This is a genomic window from Oscillospiraceae bacterium MB24-C1, from assembly GCA_030913685.1.
GTDB lineage: Bacteria > Bacillota > Clostridia > Oscillospirales > Ruminococcaceae > Yanshouia.
The window spans coordinates 952,116-965,697 of record CP133187.1; the positions used below are offsets into that span (position 1 = coordinate 952,116).

General features: G+C 48.2%; 9 protein-coding genes. 2 read left to right on the forward strand and 7 right to left on the reverse strand.

Annotation, left to right across the window (positions count from 1 at the left end; all coding sequences use genetic code 11):
• Positions 1-4 precede the first annotated feature (4 nt).
• The 7 genes from RBH76_04660 to RBH76_04690 all read right to left on the reverse strand — a co-directional run bounded on the left by RBH76_04660 (position 5) and on the right by RBH76_04690 (position 6,929).
• Positions 5-994 carry a 2-hydroxyacid dehydrogenase gene (locus tag RBH76_04660; GenBank protein ID WMJ84723.1) on the reverse strand — a complete coding sequence of 330 codons (990 nt, stop codon included), beginning with the start codon at positions 992-994 and terminating at the stop codon, positions 5-7.
• A gap of 77 nt (positions 995-1,071) precedes the next feature.
• Positions 1,072-2,610, reverse strand: coding sequence for a citrate lyase subunit alpha (gene citF, locus RBH76_04665; GenBank protein ID WMJ84724.1), 1,539 nt, complete (start codon positions 2,608-2,610; stop codon positions 1,072-1,074).
• Positions 2,597-3,505: an aldolase/citrate lyase family protein gene (locus RBH76_04670; GenBank protein WMJ84725.1), complete on the reverse strand. Its 909-nt coding sequence runs from the start codon at positions 3,503-3,505 to the stop codon at positions 2,597-2,599. Before RBH76_04670 ends, citF begins: the two co-directional genes overlap by 14 nt.
• Positions 3,502-3,804, reverse strand: a complete 303-nt coding sequence (citD, locus tag RBH76_04675; protein WMJ84726.1) for a citrate lyase acyl carrier protein — start codon at positions 3,802-3,804, stop codon at positions 3,502-3,504. Before citD ends, RBH76_04670 begins: the two co-directional genes overlap by 4 nt.
• 20 nt (positions 3,805-3,824) lie before the next feature.
• Positions 3,825-5,330, reverse strand: a complete 1,506-nt coding sequence (locus RBH76_04680) for a tripartite tricarboxylate transporter permease (protein ID WMJ84727.1) — start codon at positions 5,328-5,330, stop codon at positions 3,825-3,827.
• 15 nt (positions 5,331-5,345) lie between these two features.
• The gene (locus tag RBH76_04685) at positions 5,346-5,786 is read right to left on the reverse strand and encodes a tripartite tricarboxylate transporter TctB family protein (GenBank protein ID WMJ84728.1); all 441 of its coding nucleotides are present in this window, start codon (positions 5,784-5,786) and stop codon (positions 5,346-5,348) included.
• A gap of 132 nt (positions 5,787-5,918) precedes the next feature.
• A complete protein-coding gene (locus tag RBH76_04690) occupies positions 5,919-6,929 on the reverse strand; it encodes a tripartite tricarboxylate transporter substrate binding protein (GenBank protein WMJ84729.1) in 1,011 nt (336 codons plus the stop codon).
• 427 nt (positions 6,930-7,356) lie between these two features.
• Between RBH76_04690 and RBH76_04695 the strand changes: the two genes are divergently transcribed.
• On the forward strand, positions 7,357-8,232 hold the full coding sequence (locus RBH76_04695; GenBank protein ID WMJ84730.1) for a MurR/RpiR family transcriptional regulator: 876 nt from the start codon (positions 7,357-7,359) through the stop codon (positions 8,230-8,232).
• 705 nt (positions 8,233-8,937) lie between these two features.
• Positions 8,938-13,512, forward strand: a complete 4,575-nt coding sequence (locus tag RBH76_04700) for a SpaA isopeptide-forming pilin-related protein (protein WMJ85203.1) — start codon at positions 8,938-8,940, stop codon at positions 13,510-13,512.
• The last annotated feature ends 70 nt before the right edge of the window (positions 13,513-13,582 follow it).

Genomic DNA, 13,582 nt, shown 5'->3' on the forward strand with positions numbered 1-13,582 from the left:
CAAATCAGTCCTCCAATTGAATCTTAGTGTTCAGCAGTTGCGCATTGACGACATCTCGCCGTCCAAGCGGCAGACCACCGTCTACTTTTTTAATATTATCAAAGCAGCGCACAATCATATTCACATCATTATCCGCAGTGTTTCCACCGATGTGCGGCGTTATGACGACGTTTTTCATGGTGTAAAACGGGCAATCGGCCCCGGGCGGTTCGGCGGCAAAAGCGTCAAGGCCTGCACCTAACAGCTTTCCGGTCTGCAATGCCTCGGCGAGGTCATCCTCATTGACGATGCCGCCACGTGCCGTGTTGATAAGAATAGCGGTTGGCTTCATCATTGCCAGCCGGGTTTTATCAATCAGGTTGGTGGTCTGTTCAGTCAGAGGTACATGTAAACTGACAATGTCGGAGGTCGACATCAGTTGATCCAGCGGGCAAAACGTGATTCCAAGTGCCTGTTCCTGCGCTTCTGGGATGCGGAACATGTCATAATACTGTACCGTTGCGCCGAAGCCCTGAACAATTTTGGTTACCTTACGACCAATGTTGCCAAGCCCTACCAGACCGACTGTCTTTCCGTTGATAAGGTAGGATGTACTTGAAAATTCATCTTTGGCCCAGACATTTTCTTTTAACCGGCGGTTTGCGGCAAGCAGGTGGCGGTAAACGGCAAGCATGTGCAACACCGCCAGCTCGGCCACCGGCTGAGAATTGATGCCAACACAGGTGGCAACGGGAATATCCCGAGCGCTGATGCCCGGAATATCGAGCGAGTCATAGCCTGCGCCCCACTTTTGAATGAACTGGAGCCGGTCAGCCGCTGCCAGATCGTCACCTTCCAGCCGGATGGTGCGGATAATGATGTAATCGGCCTCGCTTAACTTGCCATAATCCTCCCGGGTGGGGACGTTGTACATCTCAAAACCTTCAGGCAGCATGTGATAAAGCGTTTCCCGCGTTTTGGGATGGTAGGGGCCGACCAATGCAATCTTTTTCAATATAATACTCCCCTTCTTCTAAATGAGGGCGCACATGCCTTCACCGCACAGGGAAGGCATGTGCGTAAAATTAAAAATTATTTCTCCAACTGACGGATCACATCTATAACGGTGCCATCTCGATATTCAACCAGTGCGACAACACGGTCGGTGCAGCGGATAGGCTCCGGAATGCCGGTGATTGTCTCGGCCAGATGCTTCATCTCTTCAATTCCGCATATCGCCACGTCGGCGTTTTTAAGGGAGTCGCGCAGCATATCATAGCTGCGATGCTGCGGGTTTAATGCGACACCCACCTCGGTGACAACGGCTGCAACCGTCTCACCGGGGGTACACAGTGTAAAGACTTTATTGACAATTGAAGGGGTGCGCCCGCGGAACAGCGGCAGGGCCAATATTGGCACCTTTGCGCCGGCAGCAACATCCGGGCCGCCGCCCAATCCCCCAAGCATCTCACCGCTTGATCCGGTCAGTATGTTGACGTTGAAGTTGACATCCACTTCCAGCGCGCCCAGCACGGCGATATCCAAACGGTTGACCATACAGCCCTTGTTGTGTGGGTTTGCATAGCGGTTGGAGTCGCACTCGACAATGCGGCTATTGCCCAACATGGCGCGAGCCGCCACAGCGTCGAAGGACTGCACCGCTTCGACGTAATTGATCAGGTCGGCGTTTAATAAATCAACTATTCCGGATGTGACACCGCCCAAAGCAAAGCCCGCCTTGATGCCCTTTTCCTGCATGTAATCGCCTACGTATTTGGTACAGGCGATCGGGATGGCACCTGCGCCCGTCTGAAAAGAAAAGCCGTTTTCAAAGCAGCCGCAATGGGCGATAACTACGGCGGTGTTTTTAGCAATCAGCAGGTCGCGCGGGTTTCGGGTCAGGCGGGCAGCACCCTTGCCGATTAGATCACTGTCGCCAATTTCATCTAAGCAAACCACCATATCCACCGTCTCCTGACGGATAGTGGCCGGCGTACAGGGGTAAGGCACAATGGTATCGGTAACCGCAATAACCTTTTTGCCGTGCTGTGCATCGACATGGCTGTAGCCCAGCGCACCGCAGGCGTTTTCGCCGATGACGCCGTTGGCGTTGCCGTATTCGTCGGCGGCAGAAACGCCGATAAAGGCAACATCCACCGTCAGCTCCCCGGCTGCAATCGCGCGTGGACGTCCGCCGTGTGGGCGCAGAATGACCGGCTTTTCCATCGCACCCGCAATGACAGCGTCGCCAAGTTCGCCGCGGATGCCACTGGCCTCCACTCGGTCGATTACGCCGCTCTCAATAAAATGTACTATCGAGGGATTGCGCAAATTGACAACGGCGCTCGGCGCAAAGCGCAGGCCGCGTATCCCCATTTCTTCAATGGTGGTCAGAACCTGACCGATAATCTTGTCTCCCTCGCGAAAATGATGGTGAAATGTGATCGTCATGCCGTCTTTCAGGCCACTTTCCTCAATGGCTGCCCGCAGACCGACACACAGTTTACTTCCACCGCCAAAGCCCATTTTTCCTGTTGCGGGGTTGACGGCTGCAAACGGCCCGGTGTAGGGCTTTATGATATGGCCGCCGCATTCCTCCGGGAGATTGACTCCCGCTTTATTCAACGCCATCTTCATCCCCTCCATTCCATTTTCCGGTCGCTTTTGCAAGCGCCATCGTGCGGCGGGCGCGTTCGACCACAGGGGCATCGATCATCTTACCGTCAAGGGCGATAACACCGGAGTTGCGCGCGTTCGCCTCGCGAATTGCCGCAAAAATGCGCATCGCTTTGTCTATCTCTTTGTCAGTGGGGGTAAACAACGTGTTGATACGATCCACCTGACGCGGATGGATGGCGACCTTACCGTCATAGCCGATGTTTTTGATGGCAAGGGTGTCCTCAACCAGCCCCTCCTCATCGTTGATATCAGAATACACCGTGTCGATGGCCTGAATACCCGCCGCTCTGGCAGCCAGTGCAATGACGTTTCTAGCGTAATACAGCTCGGTACCTTTTGCGGTGCGGGTGGTCTTCATGCTCGCGGTAAAATCCTCACCGCCGAGCGATAGTGCGACGAGTCGCTTGCTGGCCATAGCGGTTTCTCGGGCGTTGAGCAGACCAGACGCCGTCTCAATGATCGCCATGATTCCAATGCTGTTTTCCTCGATGCCGGCGTCTCGTTCAATGCGGGAAATTTCGTCGCAGACCTCGTGGACGATCTCTGGCGATTCACACTTGGGTAGGCGTATCAGATCCGGCTTAGCCCGCACGATAGCTTCAAGGTCTTGGCGTCCGAACGGTGTATCCAATCCGTTGATGCGCACGACCAGCTCGCTTTGAGAGATGCGGGGCCGGCGCAACGTGTTATAGACCAGAAAGCGCGCCGCATCTTTTTCAGCGACCGAAACCGAGTCTTCAAGGTCGTAAACCAGGCAGTCGGCGCGGTATAACGGCGCCTGCGCTATATTGGCCGGATTTGAAGCGCTGGCATACAGGACACTTCTTCTCAATCGATCTCGGTTCATTGCACATCCCCCCTGCTCCAGTCAAATGTTGTTTGATCGCCGGCCCGAAGCAAGGCGGTTTGTACCCGGGAGAGGATCACATGATCCAAGGCGCCCCGATCGACGAGACGGATTGCAGCATCGGGAACCTGCATGATCTGGGCGGCGCGGTGGACTGTCTCGAGAATAGACTTGCCAAATTGCGCTTTAAGTACGCTTTCAAGCTCAAGGGTAACACCGCCGCCCTCATTGGGCTCGACCGTCACCAGCACGTCGCCGGATTCCAATCCGCCGGCCTGCGCCATACGAACTATTTTCATTGGTTTTTGCTCCCTCCAAATCAGGCTGTCTTGATCTTTTTCTTGCCAAAAACATATTTTTTGCCGAGACTGTACAAGAACACGCCGATAATGGCAAGAAAGATAACAAGGCTGACGGGGCGTGTGACAAAAATAGCGTAACTACCGCGCGAAAGCATGAGCGACTGGCGGAAATAATTCTCGGTTAGGGGTGCCAGCACCACCGAAAGAATCAACGGTCCGGCGGGATATTTAAGCTTCTTGACGCAATAGCCGAACACGCCGAAGATCACGATGAGCCAGACGCCAAAAAAGTTGTAATTAAGTGCATAGGCGCCGACACAGCAGAACACCAGCACCAGCGGAGAAAGGTTCTTTTCAACAATGCGGATCATATTGACGAACAGCGGAATCATCAGCACGTTGGAAAAGAGTAGGAATAGGTTTGCAAGGCACAGTGCCGCGATCATCTCCCAGACAATTCCGGCAGATTTGACCATGAGTAGCGGCCCAGGCTGCATGCCAAACATAATCAGTACACCCAAAAAGATAGCGGTACCACCAGAGCCCGGAATGCCCAGGGTAATAAGCGGTACCAATGCGCCGGGTACCGAGGCATTGTTGGCGGCTTCGGGGGCGGCGAGGCCTTCTTCAGCACCCTTGCCGAAACGTTCCGGCGTTTTTGAGACCTTTTTTTCGGTTGCATAGGCCAAAAATGTGGCAATGGTGCCGCCCGCACCGGGCAGAATGCCGACCAACGTGCCGATAACTGAACCGCGCAGCATGGAGGGCAATGTCCTTTTAATGACACCAATACCGGGGATGAATTCACTCATTTTAAAGCTTGGCTTACCCAAATTTAAGCGCGTCTCATTCTCAACGTTAAAGAATACCTCGCCCAGACCGTACATACCGATGATGACAAAGACGAAGTCGATACCTTCCAAAAGTTCGGGGGCATAATCCCAACGGACGTAACCCGAGATATAGTCCGCGCCAATCATGCCAATGACAAAACCGATGGCAGTCATCATAACCGCTTTAAGAATCGATTTGCCCGCTAGCAACGCGATGGTTGCAAGGCCGAGCAGCATCAGCATAAAGTACTCTGGTGCGCCAAAGTTGATGACCAGACGGCTGATCGTGGGCGCCAGAAAGATCAGGATGAGCAACCCAAAGCTACCGCCGATAAAGCTGGCTATGGCCGAAAGACCCATCGCCATGCCACCCTTGCCCTGCTGCATCAAGGGGTAGCCGTCCTCGGCCGTCATGATGGCGGGGGCGTCGCCGGGGGTGTTGATTAAAATGGCGGTAATTCGTCCGCCATACATGGTGCCCATATAAACGCCAACCAACAGTGCCAGCGCCTGGTCAACAGGCAGCGTAAAGGTCAGCGGAATCATCAGTGCAATGCCGGCAGAAGGGCCCAGTCCGGGCAGCGCGCCGACAACGGTGCCCACAATGGAGCCGAGCGCGATAATCAGCATATTGGTTATGGTTAGCATTGAGAGCGCGCCCTGCCAGAGTGCAGATAAGGTTTCTATCATAGTTTTGACCCTCCTTTACAGAAAATTGAAGATGGTGATGGGGATATCCAACCAGAGGTCAAAGATGGCCCATACCACCAACGTTGCCGTTAGTGCAACTTTTAGGCTGTCTAACAGCGGATTTTTCTCCACCCAAAATACAATGTAAAATATGAACAACGCTACAGAAGCAATGATCCCGAAATGCTCCATCAGAAGAATCATTGCGATAAGACCTACAAAATACAAACCCAAGCGAATGAGTTGGTGCTTGTTCAACGAAAAGTCCGGCGTGGACTTGTCAAAAAAGAACAGTATCACACAGCAAGCAATGATAAGGCATAGCATAACCACCGGCAGGAAGCCCGGCCCTATTGTGTACTGCGTCTTGAGCGGCCACCCGATGGCCGCAGACAGCATAACGCCGCTGAGCAGTGCCATAACCAGCAGAAACAGCCGGTTACTGGAAAGTTTCATAATGTTTCCTCCTGTTAAAGTCGTGAAAGAATAGAGGTTAGAACACGCATTCTTTAAATAAGTGAAGGAGCGATAATTGACGCTCCTTCACTTAGAGGTTGCGAGGTATAGACAGTAACGCCTGAAAGACTCCTAGATGAGGCCCATTTCCTTCATGGCGGTTTCATACTCACCGTTGAGCGTATCGAGATAGCTAGCGAAATCATCGCCTAACAACAGGTTTTTCTGAACGCCGTTGGCTCCCAGATACTGTTCGTTCCAGGAATTGCTAGCGCTCAGTTCGGTGAACAGCCCCATATAATACTGCTTGGCTTCTTCAGAGATATCCTTGGGGGCGGCAATGCCACGGAAAACACCAAGGTTGATATCGTAGCCCTGTTCGATGAGTGTGGGGATCTCGGACAGCTCTTCATTGCGCTCGGCAGTAGCCAGACCAATGCCGATAAAGTCGCCGGTAGCGAGATACTCACTGCAGCTATTGACGTTGGTGCAAATGAAATCTACCTGCTTGCCGAGCAATGCGGTAACCAGTTCGCCGTCGCCCTGATAGGGGATGTAGTTGATATCCTGCTCGGAAGCGGCGATCAGCTTATTGCAGATGATGTTGTCGATAGACCCGGTGCCGGTACCGCCAGCGGTACGGGGTGCGGATAGCAACTCTTCCATGCTGGTGATGCCGGAGTCTTTATGTACCACGATGATCGAAGGATCAATGCCCAGGCAGGCAATGGGGGTAAAATCCTTGTAGGTCACACCGGTTTTGGTCGACAGCGGCGTGGTTAAAAAAGACGAGGTGACGCACATCAGGTAATAGTCGTCGCCCGCGTGGGTATTGACATAACCCATGCCCACAGCACCGGAGCCGCCTTCCTTGTTCACAACGTTCATGACAGCACCGTCAGCAAGGTTTTCAGCGTTGATTATCTTGAGCGCGGTGCGCAGCATAATGTCATGTCCGCCGCCCGGACCGTAGCAGGCTACCAACTCGATAGGCCGTTCCGGAAAGGTGCTGGTCGCAGGAGAAGCAGCGGACGAACCAGCCGCGACAGGGGCTGCCGACGGGGCGCTGCTGCTCTTGCCGCCGCAGGCAGAGATACTCATCACCATCACTGCGGTAAGTGCAAAGGCTATCAGTTTTTTCATTATCTTTTCCTCCTTATTTTTACCCTTATTTCAAAGCACTCTTGCTAAGAAACCTAAATTAATCAGTTCTAAACCTCATAAATGTTCTAGTCCAAGATACAAATCTAAGGGAACTGTTTTAAACTTGAATTACTGGGGCCTCGACATTGCTGAATGACCCAACAGGCGGAATACTTTGATGATATCGGCTATGCTAAAACATGCTGTGAAGTAGTGGCAAATATTCATTTAGCACATTTGTCTTAACGATTAATATTTTATCAAGATTTTGACTAAATTGTAAGCATTTTTTCAAAAATTACAAAAATACAGCGTTGTATCTAAACATTTGATTGAATTAGCTACTTTTCGCTTTCATTTGCTTGTCTAATTATAAAATTCGTGATAAAATTTATTACATATTATTTCAACCTGCAGGAGGACAGTTATGTCTACAGATATCATAATGACGCTAGAGCAGCAACTACCGAATATGACAAAATCGCAAAAGCGGGTTATTAATTTTATTATCGATAATCCCGTACGGGCAGCTATGGCTACCATCAACCAGTTGTCAACTGAATCGGGAGTTAGCACCGCTACCATTGTGCGCACAACCATCGCGCTGGGGTATGGCAGCTATTCAGACTTTCAGCGTAAGCTTCAGTCACATCTGATGCTATACGCCGTTCCGCTACGCCGCATCGAGTCACTGTCCGAGGGCAATGATTCAGAAAAGGCATATGCCGTCAATACCATTCTTCAACAACAAATAGACAATCTTGTCCAAACCAGCAGCCACATTACCGAGCAACAGGTTGACGATAGTGTTAAAATTTTGAAAAAGGCGTCTCATATTTATATTATTGCTGAAAGAAATTGCCGTGTAACCGCTTACTACCTGTACCACAATCTCAACCGCATAACCGACCGTGTCGATCTGTTGACCTACTACGATTTTAACCTTCCTGAGCATTTGCATCGTATCAAGCCGGGTGATGCCGTTATCTCAATTTGCATGCCGCGCTATGCTGCGCGAATTGTCAACGCCACCCGCATTGCAAAAGAGCGTGGTGCAAGTGTCATCAGCATAACCGACGCCGCCACCTCGCCCTTAGCGGAGTATTCCGACTGTCTGTTTTCGGTACGTCAGCAGAGTTACGGTCTGCACAATTCGCAAATGTCTTCCCTGCTAATTGCGGAAATTCTGATCATTCGCATCTGCTGGGAGGATGTTGAAACAGCAAAAAATAATCTATCGGAGGTCGAAGAGATTTTTCAGTCGCTGCGCCTAAAGCCTGCACACGCGCTAGTTTCCCGTTGAGTAAATCAACCGCCCAGAAAATAAAATTATCTTTACAGGTAAGCTTTATATAATGCTGTTAATCGACCTACTCAAAAGATATTAAAAGTGTCGAAGAACGGGGTTTACGCAAATGCGTAAACCCCGTTCTTCGTATAAGCGTGCAAAAATCCAGATATGAAAGTACAAGGAGCCCCTTTTCAACTAATCAATTTTTAGCCCTATTTGTCGTCCAAGACAGTACGTAATCATCTCATAGCTGTTTTTCATATTTTTTCAATTCGCTACCGGGATAGCGTAGATTGCTAACTGATCCCCTAGCTTTTTAGTTCTTTTTAACAAAACCATTCTAGCTCCGTTTTTTAAAATAAAAGCCCCTGCATTCTTTGCAAGTCTAGCCCAAGGGCTGCCCACTCAATAATTGTCATTTTTTTTAATTTCTAAAGTATTTTTAGTGATAAATTTATTAATTTTCCCCTTGAAAAACAAATTCAAAAATGATATGATTTATTAAGTTTTGTGTTTTTGGCATTAATTTACAAAAATATTTTTTATTATCGTAATATTTTTTATATTTCCTACAAATTATTATTTTGCTACAATATTATCCCCCGTATTTATTGTGAATTATGCCGTATTAAACTGATTGTTGTTGAAAAACTCAGGCGGTTTTTAATAATGAAGCCAAAATCTGCACTACGAAATAAGGAGAAGAGAAAAGTGTTAATGTTAACAAAAAACGGATTCTACAAAACACTATCGTTTGCTATGGCATGTCTCTTGATGATAAATGCCTGTTTGTTTACGATAAATGCCGCTACGGATGATGGATCACTTTACAAAAACGGAATACGTTTAAAAGATGGAGACCATGTAACAGAAACCGATGAGCTGACATGGCAGTTAAGTATTTCTGATAAAGCAATGGCACAGGGTGTCACCATTATTTTGCCGGATAGATTGCTGCCAAATATCACGGGAGCTAATCTGGATGACCTTTTTGCTACGACTGAAGGCAACGAGGTTTATCTTTGGTCTGAAACCAATCATGACTCTGGCAATTTGGATTCTGGAGAGCTCGTTTCTGGAGATCCCGATTCTAGTGAGGTGACAATGCGCACAGTGCGCATCCCCTGTATCATCGATGTTTCACAGGTTCACGATGGCCAGATTAACATCGCTGGTATGAATCTGAATGTCATTTTGTCTGCTGCTATGCCCTTATCTACACCGACGTTTAAAGCAATGACAGCAGATCCCGTCATTTCTTTGTTTACTACAAAAAGTGAAGCTGGTAAGACAGTAGCAGATCAAAATATCTCCGATGTCGCTTCTGTCAGTATGTATGATGAATTTTTGCTTCGCTTTAACTGGGATAATTTAGGCTCGTCGGCCAGTCCGTCAGACTTTTATGAGTTTGACCTACCCGAAGAGGTGAGCAGGCCGACCAGTACAGATTCCATGAACATATATCCTGTCCCCACTGCCGCCTACCCCGGTTTCCCGGTAGATAAACCTTTCGCGGTTTTAAGCTGGGAAGCAGGTAATCCCACTCTACGCATTACGTTTCAAGATCTGGGCCAATATGAATATGGTGGAAACATATATAACGCATTTGAATTGTTGGGCCAAACCGAGATAAATTTTCTATGTAATCTAGATCGCGATGCGCTTGATGCAGACGATCAGGGAAGAGTGACGATCGGTCTGCCTTCTTCGGTGACGGTTGTTATCGACGAATTGGTTCCCAAGCCACCACAGCTCAATAAAACAGCCGGAGAGATTGACGAGCACGGTGAGGTAGAGTGGACTATTACATATACACATCCCACCCAAGCTTATCACGGCGAAATCCCCACAAAACTGGTTGATGTGCTGCCTGATGGCATGGATTATGTCGCCAACAGCGCCCTGACCTCGGTAGATAACGTTGCTCAAACCGGTTTGGTCAATTTCCAAGACGGTATACTTAGCTGCGACTTATCTTCTATTGGGTCTGGCGAAACTTTAACACTCACCTATAAAACCCGCTTGACAGATTCTGAACTACAAAAAATATGGCTTTCTACTAGTCCGGACCAAAGATACTCCAACGCCGTCACCGCCGTTCACGACAGCGGAGCGGTTACAACCGAGGGAGATGGCAGCTATACTGTTGTTGTTGACGACAGCTGGCAAAACAGTATTGTCATTCAAAAAGACAGTCGCACCATCGCACCTGCTTCGGACGGTGACCTTTGGAGAATCGACTGGACAATTACCGTTCGCACGGCAAGTCGTAACTTTAAAACCCTTGAAGTGATCGACACCTTGGGTAAAGGCCTTAATTTAGAGCCTGGATCTATCGTCATCAAAGCGGATGATAGCCCCTACACCGCCGATACCGTTATCACATCAATGGACGGAAAGACCGTTATGACTGTTAAGTTGATTGAAAGCGGCATTCCCGAAACTGCCGCCGCAAAATACGAGATCAAATATTCAACAACTGTAAAACCTGAGTATTTTGAGCAAACAGGCGACCTAACCGATGAAAGCCTCAAAAACTTCGCTCAGCTTAGATATGAGTGGAAAGATTCTGGCAGTGGCACCGGTTTGGTATCACCCCCAGCAATTGAGAAAAACCCCTCTGATATTAATAATGATTTAATTCGAAAAGATAACGGTCAATATGATTATGTCAACCACAAAATGCCATGGACTATAACTGTCAACCCTAACAAAGTTAATTTAACCGAGGTTAAGTTAGAGGATGATTTGTCGTCGTCGTCCCCTGCGCATCGGTTTGTCGCCGATGACGGAGATTCCGTTAAGGCCATTGACGATATTAGAGCAGCTGTCATCGACGGCTTGACGCAAGCAGGGCTTGATTCAGCTGTTTTAAGCGATGTTACGATAGTTGATAATAAATTGACTATATTGCTCGGGAATCTTGGAGAAAACAGCTTTAAGTTTACAATTAACACCTATGTTTCTGACAATACGTTTTGGGCAAGCAATCAATCCGGAACCTTTAGAAATACAATTGTCATGAAGCAGGATGGAACCAAAGTCAATGGTCTGCCCATCTCTAAGGATGTTTCTGCAAATGATTACATCAAAGTTTACAATGAGGTACTCTCCAAAAAGCATATTGGCTTTGACCCCAAAACCAAAAAGGTGACATGGGCGCTTACCGTCAATAAAAATGCGTTGAACTTAGGTGACGTCACCATTACCGATACGCTAGCGCAGCATCTCATTTGTAATGTTGACGACGCTAAACTTGACGGCACCGCTTTCAGTGGTGACAACACTTTTGAGGTCGATGGACAGAACATTACAATCCGTCTAAAAGATGTACAGAGCAAGCATATCATTACTTTTACGACGACCATTGACATTAATGCACAAGAGCTGCGAGAACAACCTGAAATCTCCTTTGTCAATTCGGCCGACATTGTTAGCACAACTAATAATATACCGGTAAATAGCGGTAACGCTAATCTAAAGGTAATCACTAAAGTGCTCAATAAAAATTCCCCATTAATTAGCGGCATGATTGCCCACTACACCATAGACATCAACCCTTTGGGTCTAGATTTGCTTGATGATCAGGCTGCCGGCAGCAAACTTCAGGCTGAGGATACCCTTCCTGACGGTCTTTACCTTGATTTAGAAAGCATCAAGCTGTATGAGGCAACGCCCAGTTGCGTGTCCTCTGGCGGTACATATTCTGTTGTTTTAACACCCAACAGTACACCCATAGAAAACGCGACTATTGATTTTGATCCTCAAACTCGGAAGCTAACAGTGGATATTCCAAACGCTAGTGCAAGATATGTTCTTACTTACGATACTTTTATCGTTCGTACGGATACCAATCTTGTAAATAGCGTATCTCTGGTGGGCAGCGTAATTCCGCAAAGCAGCGAAAACAGCAACGCGCTAAACTCCATGTATATTAGCAGCTCGGGCTTTGCACGCATGACTTTACCTGCGCAAAAGTTTGTTTCCATTCAGATCAAAAAGATCGATGGCAGCAAAAATATATTGCAAGGCGCTAAATTTGGACTTTTCGCCAATAAAACGGATACCGAGCCCCTGGTGCAGGCAACTTGCGACGATGCCACCGGAATTTGCACGCTGGCCGTTCCTAAAAGCTTGGTGAACGGATTAACCACCCTTTACTGGAAGGAGCTTGCAGCGCCCAGTGGCTATGCACTCAGTAACGAGTGGCATGAGCTGGATATAGCCAGTCATGATCCAACCGCAGTTATTGACGTCGTAAATGTTGATGCTGCACAGTCAACCAGTGCCAGAATCGAGCTGATTAAGACAAATGATGTCAGCGAAGGTCTTGCAGGTGCAATTTTTGCTCTGTATTTAGACAACGAGTGTACAATTCCGGTTTTAAACAGCTCAGGCGAAGAAATGGTTGCCCTGAGCGACACCGACGGAAAGGTAACCTTTAATGATCTTTATCCAGAACAGACCTACTATATAAAAGAGCTGCGCGCTCCGGTAGGATATGTCCTTTCTGAACTTGTAACAGCCTTAACTGCCAAGCAGACATGGGCTTCACCACACCAAATTGTAAACGAAGCGAACAATGTTACGCTTACGCTCACAAAAACAGACGCTATTGATGCGCAAAACCTTCTTGCCGGTGCAGTTTTTGCACTGTATGATACTGCTGATTGTTCAGGGCCAGCAATAGCACAAGAAACCACTGATTCTGGCGGAAAATTAAGCTTCAGTGGATTGGCACCCCAAACGCACTATTATGTCAAAGAGGTTTTAGCACCGGGGGGTTATCTGAGAACGACTGATATTTACCATTACTTCTCAGATACGAACAACAACACAATCACCGGCCAGATTGGCAACTATCCAATTGGTTGGGATGAAAAGGGCATGATAACCATTACCAAAACGAATGTCGACGGCACACTAAAGCTTTCGGGCGCACGTTTTGCTTTGTATCGTGATGATAAGGTCACACGCATAGGCGAAAAAGATACTGACCAAAATGGCATTTGTACTTTTACCGGCCTTGCTGCGGGTACCTATTACATCAAGGAAGTACAAGCGCCGTCGGGGTATGCACTTTCTAGTGAATGGTTTTCTGTAAAGGTTACGCTTAATTCTTCAGAATCCATTACCATAGAAAACAAGCCCACTCGACGGGCACCCAAAAAATATAACGGCGAAAAACCGAAGGATCCTTGGGAGAATTTTAATTTAATTAAAAAGCCCGCTCCCCTCCCCCCTGTCGTTGAAAAAGTGCCTAACCCCAAAACAGGTGCCGAAGATATCTAAGCATTGGTCGTTTTCTTTGACAAACACCCGCCCACTATCACCACCTATGTGTACGTTAATAGAATTTGTT